Source organism: Streptomyces drozdowiczii (assembly GCF_026167665.1).
GTDB lineage: Bacteria > Actinomycetota > Actinomycetes > Streptomycetales > Streptomycetaceae > Streptomyces > Streptomyces drozdowiczii_A.
Genome location: NZ_CP098740.1, coordinates 2,364,842 through 2,381,813 on the forward strand (window position 1 = coordinate 2,364,842; position 16,972 = coordinate 2,381,813).

At 72.6% G+C, this 16,972-nt stretch carries 10 protein-coding genes and 4 pseudogenes; 3 read left to right on the plus strand and 11 right to left on the minus strand.

What is annotated here, in order from left to right; translation table 11 throughout:
• Positions 1 to 25 precede the first annotated feature (25 nt).
• The 4 genes and pseudogenes from NEH16_RS10455 to NEH16_RS10470 form a co-directional block, all read right to left on the minus strand.
• On the minus strand, positions 26 to 781 hold the full coding sequence (locus tag NEH16_RS10455) for an AIM24 family protein (protein ID WP_265541578.1): 756 nt from the start codon (positions 779 to 781) through the stop codon (positions 26 to 28).
• Positions 782 to 800: 19 nt separating this feature from the next.
• Positions 801 to 1,481, minus strand: coding sequence for an AIM24 family protein (locus tag NEH16_RS10460; RefSeq protein WP_018105538.1), 681 nt, complete (start codon positions 1,479 to 1,481; stop codon positions 801 to 803).
• Positions 1,482 to 1,492: 11 nt separating this feature from the next.
• Positions 1,493 to 3,132, minus strand: a pseudogene (locus tag NEH16_RS10465) (TerD family protein).
• A gap of 131 nt (positions 3,133 to 3,263) precedes the next feature.
• Positions 3,264 to 3,883: pseudogene (locus NEH16_RS10470) on the minus strand (M48 metallopeptidase family protein).
• 224 nt (positions 3,884 to 4,107) lie between these two features.
• Between NEH16_RS10470 and NEH16_RS10475 the strand changes: the two are divergent.
• Together NEH16_RS10475 and NEH16_RS10480 are read left to right on the plus strand one after the other, a co-directional pair.
• Positions 4,108 to 5,256, plus strand: a complete 1,149-nt coding sequence (locus tag NEH16_RS10475; protein WP_265541580.1) for a ThiF family adenylyltransferase — start codon at positions 4,108 to 4,110, stop codon at positions 5,254 to 5,256.
• 41 nt (positions 5,257 to 5,297) lie between these two features.
• Positions 5,298 to 6,749 (plus strand): ABC1 kinase family protein, encoded by a 1,452-nt coding sequence (locus tag NEH16_RS10480; protein ID WP_265541582.1) that lies wholly within the window; start codon positions 5,298 to 5,300, stop codon positions 6,747 to 6,749.
• A gap of 227 nt (positions 6,750 to 6,976) precedes the next feature.
• Here NEH16_RS10480 and NEH16_RS10485 read toward each other — a convergent pair whose 3' ends face one another.
• From NEH16_RS10485 to NEH16_RS10500, 4 genes and pseudogenes are all read right to left on the minus strand, one after another.
• Positions 6,977 to 7,306 carry a hypothetical protein gene (locus NEH16_RS10485; RefSeq protein WP_073964864.1) on the minus strand — a complete coding sequence of 110 codons (330 nt, stop codon included), beginning with the start codon at positions 7,304 to 7,306 and terminating at the stop codon, positions 6,977 to 6,979.
• A 32-nt stretch (positions 7,307 to 7,338) separates the two neighbouring features.
• Positions 7,339 to 7,707: a WhiB family transcriptional regulator gene (locus tag NEH16_RS10490; RefSeq protein ID WP_018105532.1), complete on the minus strand. Its 369-nt coding sequence runs from the start codon at positions 7,705 to 7,707 to the stop codon at positions 7,339 to 7,341.
• 173 nt (positions 7,708 to 7,880) lie between these two features.
• Complete coding sequence (locus NEH16_RS10495) at positions 7,881 to 8,219, minus strand: hypothetical protein (RefSeq protein ID WP_265541584.1); 339 nt, start codon at positions 8,217 to 8,219, stop codon at positions 7,881 to 7,883.
• A gap of 165 nt (positions 8,220 to 8,384) precedes the next feature.
• Positions 8,385 to 10,636, minus strand: a pseudogene (locus NEH16_RS10500) (ATP-dependent DNA helicase UvrD2).
• Positions 10,637 to 10,894: 258 nt separating this feature from the next.
• Here NEH16_RS10500 and NEH16_RS10505 point away from each other — a divergent pair.
• Positions 10,895 to 11,151, plus strand: a pseudogene (locus NEH16_RS10505) (mycoredoxin).
• 64 nt (positions 11,152 to 11,215) lie between these two features.
• On the opposite strand, the gene nudC reads toward NEH16_RS10505, so the two are convergent.
• The 3 genes from nudC to NEH16_RS10520 are packed head-to-tail and all read right to left on the minus strand — an operon-like array spanning position 11,216 to position 16,870.
• On the minus strand, positions 11,216 to 12,163 hold the full coding sequence (gene nudC / locus NEH16_RS10510) for an NAD(+) diphosphatase (RefSeq protein ID WP_265541586.1): 948 nt from the start codon (positions 12,161 to 12,163) through the stop codon (positions 11,216 to 11,218).
• Between the two features lie 44 nt (positions 12,164 to 12,207).
• The gene (locus NEH16_RS10515; protein ID WP_265541588.1) at positions 12,208 to 13,602 is read right to left on the minus strand and encodes a dipeptidase; all 1,395 of its coding nucleotides are present in this window, start codon (positions 13,600 to 13,602) and stop codon (positions 12,208 to 12,210) included.
• A 10-nt stretch (positions 13,603 to 13,612) separates the two neighbouring features.
• The gene (locus NEH16_RS10520) at positions 13,613 to 16,870 is read right to left on the minus strand and encodes an ATP-dependent helicase (RefSeq protein ID WP_265541590.1); all 3,258 of its coding nucleotides are present in this window, start codon (positions 16,868 to 16,870) and stop codon (positions 13,613 to 13,615) included.
• Positions 16,871 to 16,972 lie beyond the last annotated feature (102 nt).

Below are 16,972 nucleotides of genomic sequence, written 5' to 3' on the forward strand. Positions count from 1 at the left end.
CCGCCCCTTACTTTCGCTGTGCGGCTCAGTTCCAGGCGTTGTTCTGGTTCTGGCCGTGCGCGCCGTGCTGGCCCATGCCGTACTGGGCGGCGAGGCCCTGTCCGATCTGGGCGTTCTGCGGCGGCATCAGCTCGCTCGGCTGGACCAGGGCGAAGCCCTGGCCGAGGAAGCTGAGCTCCCAGCCCTCGCCGGTGTTGCCGCGTCGGCGGAAGACGCCCGAGGAGTGCGTCTGGGCCTGCATCTGCACCCGCAGCGAGGTCGACCAGGCGACGATCGCGTCGGCGTCGGCGCTGACGTACTTGTCGGGCGTGACCTGCATCATCAGCGGCTGGCCCGAGGTCATCAGGGCGACCTTGCCGGTGCCGGAGATGTTGAGCTGGTACTTGCCGGTGCCCGAGATGCCGTACTGGCTGTCCACCGCGATGACCTCGGTGTGCAGCGAGGAGTCCAGCGCCAGGACGTACGAGCTGTCCACCGTCAGGCCGTCGCGGTCGACGTCCACGACGTGGATGTACTGCGCCAGGTTGGCGAGGTAGACCGTGCCCTGCCCGGAGCAGCGCATCAGGTCCAGGCCCTCGCCGGTGTGGGCGCGGGAGCGGCGCTGGGCGTTCGACTGGTACTCGCCGTCGAACTCCATCAGCCCCTGGTAGGCGACCATGGCGCCCTTGCGGGCGAGGACGTCGTCGTGGCCGGTCAGCGCGACCCGCAGCAGCTGCGGGTTCTGGATGGTGTAGCGGTCCTGGGACTGCTGTTCCGTGAGGCCGAAAAGCGAACTCTGCATGGTGTGTTCTCCCTCCCCGTCAGTGCCGGACGCGCAGCCGGTCGGTGCTGTCCTCGCTCGGCTGGACGACGACGATCCCCTGGCCGGAGAAGGCCATCTGGAACGCCTCGCCGCTGCCCCGCCCGATGAGCGAGGACGCCTTGAAGCTGCGCTTGCCCTTCACCTTGAGGTTCGGGGACCAGGCGACCAGCGCGTCCGGGTCGACGTACGTCTCGTCCTCGCCGCGCCCGCAGTCGACCACCAGCGGCGTGCCGCGCGAGGTGATCGCGACCCAGCCGGTCCCCGAGATGCAGACGTTCCACAGGCCCTGGCCGGCGAACTTGGCGAGGCCCTTGACCCGCTCGACGCCCCAGGTGAGGTGGCCGTCGAAGGCGAGCACATTGGTGCCGTTGACCGAGATCGAGTCGTTGTTGAGGTTGATGACGACGACGTCGGCGCCGTAGTCGGCGAGGTAGAGCAGGCCGTCGCCGGTGCACTTCATGAGCGGCGCGCCCTCGCCGGTGATCCACTGCGAGGCGATCTGGCGGACGGCGGGCGGGTTGGGCTCGTACTGGATGAAGCCCTCGTACGCGACCATCGATCCGGTGCGCGCGTAGAGGTCCTGGCCGGTCGCCATGGCGACCTTCAGCATGGAATGGCCGTGGTTCTCCATCCGTGCCGTGACGGGGGTCGGGGCGTAGCCCGCGAGTTGCTGGTTCATGACGGGCTCCCTCAGACCTCGTAGGGCTGGACGACGATGAAGTTGCCGGGCGCGCCCCGGAACTGGAGGTTCACGGTCTCGCCGCTGTGTCCGGGGTACGCGTTGCGGCGCAGCCGGACCTGGCTGGAGATGATCACCTGGGACGCGGACGACCACGCCACCACGGCGTTGCAGTCGGCGAAGGTGGTCGGGGTGACCGGCAGGACGACGGGGACGCCGTGCGTCTTGACGACGAGCGTGCCGGTCCCCTGGAACTGCATGGTGAACAGGGCACCGCCGGGGATGCCGTGGCCCTCGATGCGGCGCACTTCGTACTGGAGCGACTCGTCGAAGGCGAGCACGTTCTCGGCGGAGACGCAGACGCCGTCGCCCTGGAGCTCGATGGAGTGCAGATGGGCGCCTTCCTCGGCGAGGAAGACCTGGCCACGGCCGGTACAGCGCATGAGCTGCATCTCCTGGCCGGTGGCGTTGCCCACCATGCGGCCGGCGAAACCCGCGCCCTTGTAGCTGAAGTCGACCTTGCCCTGGTACATCACCATGCTGCCCTGCCGGGCCAGCACTCCCGTGCCGCCCATGGTCAGGTCGACCCGCATGAGCTGCTGGTTCTGCGGGGTCCAGCGCTGTCCGGTCGCGGTCTCCTTGTACGGCTGGAGCGCGGCCTGAAGACCGGCGCCGGCGGCCTGCGGAGCGCCGCCGGGCATGCCCTGCCCGCCCGGCGGCATGCCGGGAGGCTGCTGCCCGTACGGGGCCGGGGCCTGCTGCCCGTAGGGTGCGGGCGCCTGCCCGGGGACCTGCCCGAACTGCTGCTGGGGCTGCTGGGGCTGCTGCCCGAAGTGCTGCGGCTGCTGGCCGGGCTGTCCGTACGGGGCCGGCGCGGGCGGCGGGGGCACGGTGCCGCCGGGCGGGGTCATCGGGGCGACGATCGTCGGCGCGGCGTGCATCTGCTGCTGCGGGGTCGGCGCCGGGCCGGGGGCCGGCGGCGGGGTCCCGAAGGACGGCGCGGGCTGCGGGGCCTGGGGTGCCTGCGGGGCCGCCGGGGCGCCGAAGGACGGGGCCGGGGCGGCCTGCGCGGGCGGGGCGAAGGAGGGGGCTGCGCCCTGGGGTGGCGCGGCGGCGGGAGTCTCCTCGGCGACCTCGCCGCCGAAGTTCTTCAGCAGCGCTTCCAGACCGCCGTCGAAGCCCTGGCCGACCGCGGCGAAGCGCCAGACGTCCTTGAGGTAGAAGTCGCCCAGCATGACGGCGCGCTCGGTGCTGAACTCCGAGCCGTTGAACGCGTACCTGACGACTTCCTCGCCGCCCGCGACGATCCGGATGTATCCGGGACCGACCTGCGACATCTGTCCGGCACCGTCCACGGTCGCGGTGAAGGACAGCTTGTGGATGTTCGCCGGAATGCGGTCCAGGGTGACGCGGAACGATTCGGTGTCACCGGCCTGGGCGCCGAGGAGCTGAATGGACTCCTCGGGGATTTCGGCTGGTTGAAGAAGATGAAATACCGGTCGTCGGAGAGCTGCTCATTGGCATCGAGCCCGAAGCAGCTGATGTCAAAGCTCAGCCCCGGGCCGGCGATCTGCACACCTACGTACAGGTCCGTCCCCGGCGTGAGATCGCTGATCTTGGCCTTGTGGCCGCGTTGGAATTCCCTGGCCATGCGTAACGACCGTCCCCCATCCGGAAGGTGAATGCGTCGCGTCAGGCTATCCGCAAACTCCGGCCTTGGGCGAAGCCGGTACAGACCCGGTACAGAAACACCCGACACCGCTCACCCGGCGCCACCACCAGTCACTCGCCGCGTGCGGCGGGCAGATGGGGCAGCCGGTCGGCGGCCACCACCCCTCCAGATAGCCGCGGGCCCGCTCGGTGCGCGGATAGGCATCCAACAGGCGCCAGAACCGCGGCCCGTGCCCGGGCACCAGGAGGTGGGCGAGCTCGTGGACGAGCACGTAGTCCACGACGTACTCGGGCATGCCCTGCAAGCGGTGCGACAGCCGGATGCTGCCCTCGGACGGGGTGCACGAGCCCCATCTGGTGTTCTGGTTGGTCACCCATCGCACGGAGGCGGGCCTGGCCCGGCCCTCCAAGTACTGGGCGGACAGGCGCTCCGCCCGCTCGGCCAGCTCGGTGTCGCCGAGGACGCGTCTGCTCTCCTGGGCGGCGAGCTTGTCGAGCATCACGTCCACCCAGCGCCGTTCCTCGGCCTCGGACATCCGGGCGGGGATGAGCACGATCGTGCGGTCGCCCTCGCGGTAGGCGGTGACCGTTCTGCTGCGGCGGGCGCTTCTGCGGACCTCGACGGCGCTCGTGGCCGGGGCGCGGCGGGCAGGGTTCGCACCGCGCCGGCGGGTTCCGGCGCCGGGCAGGGCGGGCTCCCCGGCGGAGCCGGGCGACGGGTCGGCGGGCACGGCTCGACGTTACCCGCTGTGTGCGGGGGAAGTCCCGCCTCCGGGACGGTTCTCCGTGATCGGCTCCGCGCCTTGCACCATTTGAACGACTAATACCCACGCCTGTGGATAACTTTCCGCACGTCTCGGCGGTCCGCTGCATTCTGGCAAAGGAACACGCACAGCGAAGTCACAGACGCACAGTCGCGGACACACAGTCGCGGACACACAGACCGGGGGAAGCCGTGCATCCGATGTTGAAGCCCGCACTGCGCCGCGCTTGGCGGGGCGGGGACACCGTGCAATTCGGAGTGACACCCGCACATGCGGTGAAGGTCGGCCCGATGGATATCGCGACGGGCTGTTTCATGGAACTGCTCGACGGCACCAGAGGCATGCCGCTGCTCCGCGAACAGGCCAGGGCGATGGACTTGAGCGAGCGTCATGTGGACACCCTGGTGACACGGTTGGTGGACGCCGGACTCGTGGACGACGTGCGGGCGGGCGGCCCGGCGGCGGACGCTCTGCGGAGCAGGTCCGACGTCCTGGAGCGACACCGCCCCGACCTGGCCTCGCTCTCCGTCGTGCATCCCGAGCCCGGCGGCGGGATGCGCAGACTCGCGGCCCGCCGCTCGATGCGCGTGCAGGTCCGGGGCGCGGGCAGGGTCGGCGCGACCATCGCGGCGCTGCTCTCCGGAGCGGGGGTCGGCCGGGTGGAGGTCATGGACGGCGGGTGTACGGAGCCGGGCGACGTGTCCCCGGGAGGGCTGCCCGCCTCCGCCGTCGGGGAGCGCAGGGACATGGCGGCCCGGCAGCTGGTCCGCCGCTCAGCCCCCGGCCCGGGGCCCCGGGCACCCGGGGCGGCGGGCTGCGGACCGGCCGGGCACGAGCCGGGGCTGTCCCTCATCGTGGTCGCCCCGCGCGACGGACTCTCGGCCTACGTCCCCGATCCGGGCACCGCCGAGCCGTGGATCTCCTCGGGGACACCTCATCTGTACGCGGGGGTGATGGAGGCCACCGGCTTCGTCGGGCCCCTGGTCCTGCCCGGCGGCACGGCCTGCGCCGGCTGCCTCCAGCTGCATCAGCGGGACCGGGATCCGCAGTGGCCGCGCATGCTGGCACAGTGGCAGTCCGGGCGGCGCGGCGCCGCTCAGGCGTGCGACCTGGCGCTGGGGACGGCGGTGGCGGGGCTCGCGGCGGCGCATGCGCTGGCCTTCCTGGACGGCGAGCTGCCCGTGAGCACCGGTGCGCGGTGGGAGGCGGCGCTGCCGCTGTTGGACTGGAGGTCGGAGCGGATCGGGGCGCACCTCGACTGTTCCTGTGGCGCCGCCGGTCACACTGAGGGGGTCCGCGCCTCCGGAGCCGGCACGGCGCACGACACAATGGCCGGGTAACCGCCGCCCGCAGCGCGGCAGTCTGGGACTTGGAGGGGCATATGTCTGATCTTCCCCGGAAGGCGGTCACCCGTACCGCCAAGCTGGCCGCGCTGCCGTTGGGTTTCGCCGGCCGAGCGACGTGGGGGCTGGGCAAGCGCATCGGCGGGAAGTCGGCGGAGCTGGTGGCCCGCGAGGTCCAGCAGCGCACCGCCGACCAGCTCTTCAAGGTCCTCGGAGAGCTGAAGGGCGGCGCGATGAAGCTCGGCCAGGCCCTGTCGGTCTTCGAGTCCGCGCTGCCCGAGGAGGTCGCGGGCCCGTACCGCGCGGCACTCACCAAACTCCAGGAGGCCGCCCCGCCCATGCCGAGCGGCACGGTGCACGCGGTCCTGGCGGAGCGGCTCGGCGAGGACTGGCGGGAGCTGTTCCTGACGTTCGACGACAAGCCGTCGGCCGCGGCGTCGATCGGCCAGGTGCACCGGGCGGTGTGGCACGACGGCCGGGACGTGGCCGTGAAGGTGCAGTACCCGGGCGCGGGTGCGGCGCTGCTCTCGGACCTGACCCAGCTCAGCCGGTTCGCGCGGCTGCTGGGTCCGCTGGTTCCGGGCATGGACATCAAGCCCTTGATCACGGAGTTGCGCGACCGGGTCTCCGAGGAGCTGGACTACGAGCAGGAGGCGCGGTCGCAGCAGGCGCATGCCGAGGAGTTCGCGGACGATCCCGACGTCGTGGTCCCGGAGGTGGTCCACCAGTCGGCGCAGGTGCTGGTCACCGAGTGGATGGACGGTGTCCCGCTGGCCGATGTGATCGCCGACGGCACGGCCGGGCAGCGCGACCGGGCCGGCCAGCTGCTCGCGAGGTTCCTCTTCTCCGGTCCGGCGCGCACCGGCTTGCTCCACGCCGACCCGCACCCGGGCAACTTCCGGCTGCTGCCCCCGGACCCGGGCGCGTCCGGCGAGGAGGGCGACGAGCGTGCGGACGCGACCCAATGGCGCCTGGGCGTACTGGACTTCGGGACGGTGGACCGGCTGCCGGGCGGACTGCCGCAGACCATCGGGGACGCGTTGCGGCTGACGCTGGGGGGCGACGCGGACGCGGTCTACGAGATGCTGCGGGCGGAGGGGTTCGTCAAGGACTCGATCGACCTGGAGCCGGACGCGGTGCTGGACTACCTGCTGCCGATCATTGAGCCGGCCGAGGTGGAGGAGTTCACGTTCAGCCGGAGCTGGATGCGTCATCAGGCGGCCCGGATAGCGGATCCGCGCTCCCCGGCCCATCAGTTGGGCAAGCAGTTGAACCTGCCGCCGTCCTATCTGCTGATACACCGGGTGACGCTGAGCACGATCGGGGTGCTGTGCCAGCTCGGCGCCACGGTCCGCCTCCGCGACGAACTCGAGTCCTGGCTGCCGGGGTTCCTGCCGGTGGAGGACGGGGAGGGCCTGGACTCCGGGGGCCAGGGCTCCGAGCACCTGCCGCCGACGCGGAGGTCCGCCGAAACGGTGGACGCCGGCTAGCCGAGCCCGGGTCCGGCCCTGCGCGGACCGGACCAGGCCCGGACCGGACCGGACCAGGCCAGGCGTTTCGGGGCCGTCCCGCCCACGAAACGCCCCCGGGGCCGGTCCGTTGGACGGATCGGCCCCGGGGTGGGGTGCTGCTGCGCGGGTGGCGCCGGGAGGCGCGGCCCGCCGGGCGCAGAGAGCGGCTGCGTCCGGGCGGGGCCTCCGTGGCCGGCCGGGGCCGGTCAGTGCATGACGGCCATGGCCAGCGCGCGGCGGGCGCGCATCGAGGCGCGCTCCGCACGGCGCTGCATCCGCCGGGCGGAGATCAGGCGCACGGCCTGACGGTCCGCGTCGGCCTCGCGCAGGCGGTCGTGCATATGCGCACGGGCCAGGGCTTCTGGGATGAGTTGCATTTCGCGGGTCCTGTTCTGACGCGAGTCGTTCGCGCCGATGATGGTGACGTCTGGGGTCGCGGAGCCGGCGGGCTCGGACGTGGGGGTGGGGATGGTCATTGGAGCCTGGTTTCGGGGATCGTGGGTGAGGGGACGGTCGATGGTTCCGATGCGCTTCATGGGCTTGGGGGCCGGGACCCCCAGGTCGGCGGTCACGCCGCGACCGGGTTCTTGCGCGGGCGGCCACGCGGCCGCTTCCGGGCGACGACGACGCCCTGGATGAAGAGCTCGCCACCCCAGACGCCCCACGGCTCGCGTCGCTCCTTGGCGCCGGCGAGACACGCCTCGACCAGCGGGCAGGTGCGGCAGAGGGACTTCGCGTACTCGACGTCCGCCGGCGACTCCGCGAAGAAGACCTCCGGGTCGTAGGCGCGGCAGGGGACGGGTACGCCGAGGTTCTCGATGGCGTCGTCGAGCGCGGTGAGCGCGGTGAGCGGGGTCAAGGTGGAGTCCTCCGTGAGGCCGGGCGGGGAGATCGTGTCGGAAGGCGGTACGGACGGGGCGTGCGCTTCGAGTTGCACGGTGGTGGTGTCCTCGTCTGGTCGTTTCCGGCCTGTTGGCCGGGGGGTGGCTGGTACCAGGTCCTGCTTGTCCCGAGGCCCCTTCTCGTTGTCCCGCCCGTGGAGGCAAAACAAAAGGGCCGCGGATCCCGAGTGGGGTTCCGCGGCCCTGAAGGCGCCGGCCTGATGCTGCATCAGGCTGGATCACTCCAGGGTTCAGGCCCACGGAAGGCCCACATCGTGTGGTGCTGCTTCGTCTGCTCGGTGACGCCGGCTTCCGCTCCCGCACCGACGGCCGCAAAGGCATAGGCCGGGGCCTGTCCCTTCGCTACTGCTGCTGCCGGTGCCTGGGTCGGTCGCTCATTGCGCTCCCGCACGGGAAGACCGGCCAGGGACATCGGAATGACGGCGGAGACGCCGGACACACCGGTGGCGCGCAGGGAGGACTTCGGGGCACGGGCGAGGAGGCCGAGCGAGCAGGCGGAGACGACCGAGAGATCGGTCATTTTGTTGGTCTCGACGATGCTGATCACTTCAATCGCCTCCTCTCGGCGTCTCGGGGGGACCGGCGGGCCGGTCCTGCGTATTCGGATAAGTACAGCACGGAGCCAGGGCTTCAGAGAAGCCGCTGTTTCCGTGGTTAAGAACCTATGGTGATGACTGGGGCGGGCGCAAACTATTTTTGCGACGAGTTTTTCTCACCTCTCCCCGGCGTTCTCCGCCTCACCCTCGCACCCGTCGCCACCTGCGCAGATGTCCAGAACGGCGGCGCCGAAGCGGCCCAGCTTCCGCGCGCCCACCCCGGGGATCCCGGCCAGCTCGCCCTCGGTGCCGGGCACCGCCTCCGCGATGGCCATCAGCGTCCGGTCGGTGAATACGCAGTAGGCGGGCTGGCCGATCTCCCGCGCCCGGGCCGCCCGCCAGTCGTGCAGCCGCTCGTAGAGCGCCTCGTCCATGTCGGACGGGCAGTCGTCGCAGCGCATCAGCTTCATCTCGCCGGCGTCCGTCAGGGTCTTGCCGCAGACCCGGCACCGGGCCGGTGTCCGGGGCTTCCGCCTGGCCGCCGGTCGCCCCGCGCCGCCGGAGCCGCCCGCACCGGCCGCCCCGCCCTCGCCGCTCCGGAAGCCGTCGCCGCCCCAGACACCGCCCGAGCCGGACGCCGCGCTGCGGGCGCCGGGGCCCGTGGAGCCGGGGCGGAGCCCGTTCAGGAAGCGGGTCGGCCTGCGTCCGGGCCGGCCGCCGGGCGACCGGGAGAGCGACCAGGACAGGGCGAGGTGGGAGCGGGCCCGGGTGACGCCGACGTACAGCAGGCGGCGCTCCTCCTCGATCTGCTCCGGCGTCTTGGCGTAGGTGATCGGCATCATGCCCTCGGTCAGCCCGACCAGGAACACCGCATCCCACTCCAGGCCCTTCGCCGAGTGCAGCGACGCCAGGGTGACGCCCTGGACCGTGGGCGCGTGCTGGGCGGCGGCCCGCTCGTCCAACTCGGCGACCAGGTCGGAGAGTGTCGCCCCCGGGTGGGCCCGCTCGAAGTCCTCGGCAAGCCGGACGAGCGCAGCCAGGGACTCCCAGCGGTCCCGCGCCGCTCCGGACCCGGCGGGCGGCTCGCTGCGCCAGCCCTTGGTGGAGAGCACCGCGCGCACCTCGGCGGGGAGGTCGTCCGCATGGTCCAGGAGCGAGTCGTTGCCCCCGCACGGGCCGCCCCGCGCAGGGCCACGCCCGCCTCGCGGACCTCCGCGCGCTCGAAGAACCGCTCGGCGCCCCGGAGCTGGTAGGGCACGCCCGCGTCCGCGAGGGCCTGCTCGTACACCTCGGACTGCGCGTTGACCCGGTAGAGCACCGCGATCTCGCCGGCCGGAACGCCCGCCGCGATCAGGTCGCGGATGCGGCGCGCGGTGCCCTCGGCCTCGGCGGGCTCGTCCGTGTACTCCACGAAGGCGGGCTCGGGGCCGCGCTCGCGCTGCGAGATCAGGTCGAGGCGGTGCTCGGCGGCCCGGCCGGTGGCCTGCGCGAGCAGCCCGTTGGCCAGGTGGACCACCTGCGGGGTCGAGCGGTAGTCGCGGACCAGCTTGACGACGGTCGCGCCGGGGTGGCGGGTGCGGAAGTTGAGCAGGTGGTCCGGGGTCGCCCCGGTGAACGAGTAGATCGTCTGGCCGGCGTCGCCGACGACGCAGAGGCTGTCCCGGTCGCCGAGCCAGAGGTCGAGCAGCCGCTGCTGGAGCGGGCTCACGTCCTGGTACTCGTCCACGACGAAGTGCTGGTACTGGCGGCGGACGTGGGCGGCGATGTCGTGCCGGTCCTGGAGGATGCCGACGGTGAGGAGCAGGACGTCCTCGAAGTCGATCACCGTGCGCTCGCGCTTCAGCTCCTCGTAGGTCTCGTAGACCTTGGCGATCTCCGCCGGGTCCCGCGGGGCGTCCCGCTGGGCCTTGGCGACCACCGCCGGGTAGTCCGCGGGGACGGTCTGGGTGACCTTGGCCCACTCGATCTCGCTCGTGACGTCCCGCAGCTCGTTGCGGTCGAGCCGCAGGCCGCTGCGGGCCGCCGCCTCGGCCACCAGCTGGACCTTGCGCTCGAGGAGCCGGGGCAGCTCGCCACCGACTGCTTTCGGCCAGAAGTACTGGAGCTGGCGCAGGGCCGCCGAGTGGAAGGTGCGCGCCTGCACTCCGCCCGCGCCCAGCTGGCGGAGGCGGCCGCGCATCTCGCCCGCCGCCCGGTTGGTGAACGTGACGGCCAGGACGCTCGCCGGCTGGAGTATCCCCGCGCGCACCCCGTAGGCGATGCGGTGCGTGATGGCCCGCGTCTTGCCCGTACCGGCTCCGGCCAGCACGCACACCGGGCCCCGCAGGGCCGTGGCCACCTCGCGCTGCTCGGGGTCGAGCCCGTCGAGGACGGCGTCCGCGGTGTCCGGTACCCGGGGGAAGAGGGTGGAGTGCGTTGCTGATGTCACCCCGCCATGCTGCCAGGTCGCACGGGGCGCGTGCGGCGGTTGTCCACAGGGGTGAGGTATCCGTCGTACTAATACGGGGGCGGTTCCGAGTGCCGTACGCGCAAGGGCCCCGGGGGCGGGAATGGCGGCCGGGTCGCATACGTTCACCTGGCGTGCGGCAACGCACGCCCCGGCCCCGTGTGACGTACCAGACGCGTGGATGCCCGTCCTGGCGTGACGGGATGTGCCGGGACCCAAGAGACAGAGGAGCGCGAAGACATGCCGGGCACTGTGACGATGTACAGCACCACCTGGTGCGGCTACTGCCGTCGGCTGAAGGGGCAGATGGACCGCGAGGGCATCGCCTACACCGAGATCAACATCGAGCAGGACCCGGAGTCGGCCGCCTTCGTCGAGAAGGCCAATGGCGGAAACCAGACGGTTCCGACCGTGCTCGTGGTCCCGAGAACGGCGGCGGGGACGTCGTGATGACGAACCCGAGCCTGGCCCAGGTGAAGCAGGCCCTCGGCGCCTGAGCCCCCGAGGCTCCCGCCCCCTCCGGTCCCGTACCGGTGGGGGCGGTGTCGTGTCCGGACCGGGTCAGACGCCCGCGCGCACCGGCTTCGGGAGCGGCTTGCCGTACCAGAGCTCGATCAGCCGGGAGGCGATCGAGATGCCGAACGGGGGCAGGATCTCGCCCGACTCGAAGGCGGCGGTCAGCTCCTCGCGGGAGAACCAGCGCGCCTCCTCGATCTCCTCGCCGTCCACGTTGATGTCGAACGTCGCGGCGCGGGCCATGAAGCCCAGCATCAGGCTGGACGGGAACGGCCAGGGCTGGCTGGCGACGTACTCGACCTCGCCGACCGTGATGCCGGCCTCCTCGAAGACCTCGCGGGCCACGGACTGCTCGATCGACTCGCCCGGCTCCACGAACCCGGCGAGCGTCGAGAAGCGGCCCTCGGGCCAGTGCACCTGGCGGCCGAGCAGCGCCCGGTCCTGGTCGTCCGTGACGAGCATGATGACCGCCGGGTCGGTGCGCGGGTAGTGCTCGGCGCCGCACGCCGGGCAGCGGCGGATGTGTCCGGCCGCCGCGATCACCGTGCGCTCGCCGCAGCGGGAGCAGAAGCGGTGCAGCCGCTGCCAGTTCTCCAGGGCCACCGCGTGCACCATCAGGGCGGCGTCGCGCGGGCCGAGCAGCATCCCCGCCTCGCGCAGCCCCGCCGGACGGGCCGACTGGTCCATGCGGCCGGGCAGGGTGTCCTTCTGCAGGGCGAAGTAGCTGACGCCGTCCGCGTCGGTGCCGAGGAAGTAGCGGTGGGTCTCGGTGACGGGGGCCTCGAAGGCGGGCGTCATCACGAGTTCGGTGCCGTCGTCGGTGTCGTCGATCAGCACCTGGCCCCCGGAGACGACGAAGACCCGGGTCGTCGGGTGGCTCCACGCGGCGGACAGCCACGCCTCGTCAAGGCGGTGGTGCGCGGCGCGGTCGATGCCGCTCGGCGCGGTCAGACCGATGGGCCGGTCCGTGGTGGCGTTGTCGAAGGTGCTCACAGGTGCTTCCTACTCCCCCGGGATGGATCGGGCGTTCAGAGGATTCAGCGGAGGGCGGCCGCCAGGTCGGTCCAGAGGTGGGCGGCGGTCTCGACGCCCTTGAAGAGGAGGTCCAGCTCGACCTTCTCGTCGGGGGCGTGCCAGCCGTCGGACGGTACGGAGATGCCGAGGAAGAGGACCGGCGCGCCGAGCACGTCCTGGAGGTCGGCGGCGGGTCCGGAGCCCCCTTCGCGGGTGAAGAGGACCTTCTGGCCGAACGCCCGGCCCATGGCGCCGGCCACGGCCCGCAGCGCCGGGTGGTCCAGGGGCGTCAGGCAGGGCCGGGTGGCGGGGAGGAAGGTGATCCGGTGGCTGATCCCCGCCGGGACCCGGGCCTCGGCCCAGGCCCGTACGGCCTTCTCGATGTGGTCCGGGTCCTGGCCCGCCACCAGGCGGAAGCTGATCTTCGCGCGGGCGGACGAGGGGATGATCGTCTTGCTTCCGGCGCCCTGGTAGCCGCCGCCGATGCCGTTGACCTCGGCGGTCGGGCGGGCCCAGATCCGTTCCAGCGTCGAATACCCGGCCTCCCCGGAGGCCGCCCGGGACCTGGCGGTGTGCAGCCAGTCGGCCTCGTCGAAGGGCAGCTCGGCGTAAAGCGCGCGCTCGGTGTCCGTGAGCGGGGCCACGCCGTCGTAGAAGCCGGGGACCGCGACCTTCCCGTCCGCGTCGTGGAGCGCGGCGACGAGGCGGGCGATCTCGGTGGCCGGGTTGGGGACGGCGCCGCCGAAGGAGCCGGAGTGGATGTCCTGCCCGGGCCCGTGGAACTCGATCTCGCACTCGGCGAGGCCGCGCATCCCGGTGCAGACGGTCGGCGTGGTCTCGTTCCACATGCCGGTGTCCGAGACGATCACGGCGTCGGCGGCGAGGCGGTCGGCGTGGCGCTCGACCAGGTCGCGGAAGTGCGGGGAGCCGGACTCCTCCTCGCCCTCCACGATCAGCTTGAGGTGCACGGCGGGGGCGGTGCGTCCGGTGGCGGCGAGGTGGGCCCGGACGCCGAGGGTGTGGAAGAACACCTGCCCCTTGTCGTCGGCCGCGCCGCGTCCGTACATCCGGCCGTCGCGGATCACCGGCTCGAACGGCTCGGTGCTCCAGCCGTCCTCGCGGGCGGCGGGCTGGACGTCGTGGTGTCCGTAGACCAGGACGGTGGGCGCCGACGGGTCGTCGGAGGGCCACTCGGCGAAGACGGCGGGTGCGCCGTCGGTCTCCCAGACCTCGGTGACCGGGAATCCGGTCTCCTTCAGCTTGGCCGACAGCCACTCGGCGCTGCGCCGTACGTCGCCCTCGTGCTCCGGCTGAGCGGATACGGAGGGGATGCGCAGCCACTCGGCGAGGTCGTCGAGGAAGGCCGTGCGGTGCTGCTCGGTGTACGTGCGGACGGCGCTGTCCGGGGTGTCGCTCATGACCTTCAGCTTATCCGTCCGACGGAAGTGGCTCGTCCAGAAGGATGCGCTCCAGCTCCGGACGGCCCGGCAGGGAGGCCGGGCGGACGGCCTCGCCGGTGCGGACGAAGAGGAAGGTGGCCGTGACGTCGGTGAGCGGGAGTCCGTGCAGCTCGGCCCAGGCCAGCCGGTACACGGCGAGCTGGAGGGGGTCGGCGGTGTGGGTGCGGCCGGTCTTCCAGTCCACGATCTCGTACGTGTCCCCCGTGCGGTACACGGCGTCGATACGGCCCCGGATGATCCGGCCGGCCAGGGTGATCTGGAACGGCGTCTCCACCCGGTACGGGGTGCGGCGGGCGTACGGGGTGCGCTCGAAGGCTTCCTTCAGGTCGGCGAGGTCGCGCTCGTCGGCGATGTCGGCGTCGCTCCCGTCGCCCCCGGGCAGCTCGTCGGGGCCGAGCATGGGCAGCGGCAGCTCCTCGAACCGGGACTCCACCCAGGCGTGGAAGCGGGTGCCCCGGCGGGCGGCGGGCTGCGGCGGGCGGGGCATGGGCCGGGCCAGCTCCCGGGCGAAGGCGTCGGGGTCGTCGGCGAGGCGCAGCAACTGGGTGGCGGAGAGCGAGGCGGGGACGAGGACGTCGCGCACGGTGGCGCGGGCCCGGCGCAGCTCCCCGGCCAGCGCGTCGAGGTCCCGGTCCCAGGAGGCGAGGGTGCGCGTCTCCTCGGGGGTGAGGCGGGGAGCCGGGACCTCCGGGGCATCGGCCGGGGCCTCCGGCCGGGCCAGCAGCTCCATGACCGTGTCCGCGGCGGCCCTGCGGCGGGCCAGGGCGGTGTCGTCCAGCGGGAGCGGCCAGGCGTGGTCGGCGGACGCCTCGGTCAGGGCCGGGTTCTCGTCGGTCTCCGCCGGGGCGTCCGCCCACACCTCGATCTCGCCGTACCCTGCGGCGCAGTGCTCGTACAACGCGTGCAGGAAGGCGGACGGGCCGCGCGGCTTCTTCTGGGTGGGCCCCCACCAGTGGCCGGAGCCGAGCAGCAGCGTGCGGGGGCGCGTGAAGGTGACGTAGCCGAGGCGCAGCTCCTCCGTGTGCTGGTGCTCCTTCATCTCCTCCTTGAAGCCCTTGAGGCCCTTGGCGTCGTAGCCGCGGAGGGCGGGGAGGGTGGCGGTGTCGCCGCGCAGGGCGTGCGGGAGGACCTTGGCCTGGGAGGTCCAGGCGTCCCGGGACTGGCCGCTGGGGAACTGGCCGGTGACCAGGCCGGGCACGGCGACGACGTCCCACTCCAAGCCCTTGGACTTGTGGGCGGTGAGGACCTTGACGGTGTTCTCGCCGCCGGGCAGCGCGTTGTCGAGGCCCTTCTCGTACTGGACGGCGGTGCGCAGGAAGCCGAGGAAGGCGAGCAGCGTGGCCTCGCCGTCGACGGCGGCGAAGCGGGCGGCGACGTCGAGGAAATTGCCCAGGGTCTCGCGGCGGCGGGCGGCCAGGGCCTGCGGGGAGGCGGAGAGCTCGACCTCCAGGCCGGTGGTGGCGAGGACCCGGTGCAGGACGTCCATCAGGGGATCCGCGAGCGAGCGGCGCAGGTCGCGCAGTTCGGCGGCGAGGCGCGCGAAGCGGACGCGGGCCTCGGCGGAGAACGGAAGCCGATCGTCCTCCTCGCCGCCGCCGTCCAGGAAGGTGTCCAGGGCGTCGGCGAGGGAGATCACCTCGGCCGGGTCGATCCCCTCGACGGCCTCGGCGAGCCTGCGGTCGGGGTCGTAGTCCTCGTCGTCGCCGTGGGCGGCGCGGTGCACCAGGAGGCGGGCCCGGCGGCCGAGCAGGGCCAGGTCGCGCGGGCCGATCCGCCAGCGGGGGCCGGTGAGCAGGCGGACCAGCGATGCGTTGGCGCCCGGGTCCTGGAGGACCTCGCAGACGGCGACGAGGTCCGCGACCTCGGGGAGGTGGAGCAGCCCGGAGAGGCCGACGACCTCGACCGGGATGTCGCGGGCGACCAGCGCGGCCTGGATCTCCGGGAAGTCACCGGCGGTGCGGCACAGGACGGCGATCTCGCCCGGCGCCTTGCCGGTGCGCACGAGGTGGGCGATCGAGTCCGCGAGCCAGCCGATCTCCTCGGTGTGGGTGGGCAGCAGGGCGCAGCGGACCAGTCCGTCGCGCTCGGCGCCGGGGGCGGGGCGCAGGGCCTCGACGCCCTCGTGCATGGCGCGCAGGGGTGCGGCGAGTCCGTTGGCGAGGTGGAGGAGGCGGCCGCCGCTGCGGCGGTTCTCGCTGAGGGCGTAGCGGGTCGCGGGGGTGCCGTCGGCGTGCGGGAAGTGGCTCGGGAAGTCGTCCAGGTTGGCGACGGAGGCGCCGCGCCAGCCGTAGATGGCCTGGCAGGGGTCGCCGACGGCGGTGACGGCGTGCCCGGTCGGCCCGTCCGCGCCGGGGCCGCTGCCGAAGAGGGCGGAGAGCAGGAGGCGCTGGGCGACGGAGGTGTCCTGGTATTCGTCGAGCAGGACGACCCGGTATTCGGCGCGGAGGATCGCGCCGACCTCGGGGCGGGTGAGGGCCAGCTCGGCGGAGAGGGCGATCTGGTCGCCGAAGTCGAGGAGGTCGCGGCTCCGCTTCGCGTCGCGGTAGCGCCGGGTCAGCGCGAGCAGTTCGCGGCGGGCCTCGGCGGTCGCCGGGATCTTGCGCAGCTCTTCGTTGCTGAGCTTCGCGGTCTCCAGCGCGGTCAGCAGTTCGGTGTCGTACGCGTCGAGCTGTTCGGGGCGTACGAGGTGTTCGGCCAGCTCGGCGTCGAGGGCCAGCAGGTCGCTGACGAGGGTGGGGAAGGACCTGGTCAGGGCCGGGTAGGGGCCGGGGGCCTCGCGCAGCACGCGGGCGGCGAGCTGGTAGCGGGTGGCGTCGGCGAGGAGGCGGGTGCCCGGTTCGAGGCCGATGCGCAGGCCGTGCTCGGTGAGCAGCCGCCCGGCGAAGGCGTGGTACGTGGAGATGCCGGGTTCGCCCGGGGGGTTGTCCGGGTCGATCACGTCCGGGTCGGTGATCCCGGCGGCGACGAGTGCCTTGCGTACGCGCTCGGCCAGCTCACCGGCCGCCTTGTTGGTGAAGGTGAGCCCGAGGACCTGCTCGGGGGCGACCTGGCCGGTGCCGACCAGCCAGACCACGCGGGCGGCCATCACCGTGGTCTTCCCCGACCCGGCTCCGGCCACGATCACCTGCGGGGCGAGCGGCGCGGTGATGCAGGCCGTCTGCTCCGGGGTGAAGGGGATGCCCAGCAGCTCCTTGAGCTGCTCGGGATCGGTGAGGCGCGGGGACACTCCACAGAGGCTAACCGGCGCCACCGACAACCCACGAAGTCGTGGCAGCGGCTCACATCGCCGCCTCCCGGTGGCGTCCGTCACACCAGGCCGGGTCTAAAT

Coding starts and splice junctions, on each gene's coding strand:
- NEH16_RS10480 (WP_265541582.1), top strand. CDS start 5,298: ATGTCTGATCTTCCCCGGAAGGCGGTCACCCGTACCGCCAAGCTGGCC.
- NEH16_RS10515 (WP_265541588.1), bottom strand. CDS start 13,602: ATGAGCGACACCCCGGACAGCGCCGTCCGCACGTACACCGAGCAGCAC.
- NEH16_RS10460 (WP_018105538.1), bottom strand. CDS start 1,481: ATGAACCAGCAACTCGCGGGCTACGCCCCGACCCCCGTCACGGCACGG.
- NEH16_RS10455 (WP_265541578.1), bottom strand. CDS start 781: ATGCAGAGTTCGCTTTTCGGCCTCACGGAACAGCAGTCCCAGGACCGC.
- NEH16_RS10485 (WP_073964864.1), bottom strand. CDS start 7,306: ATGAAGCGCATCGGAACCATCGACCGTCCCCTCACCCACGATCCCCGA.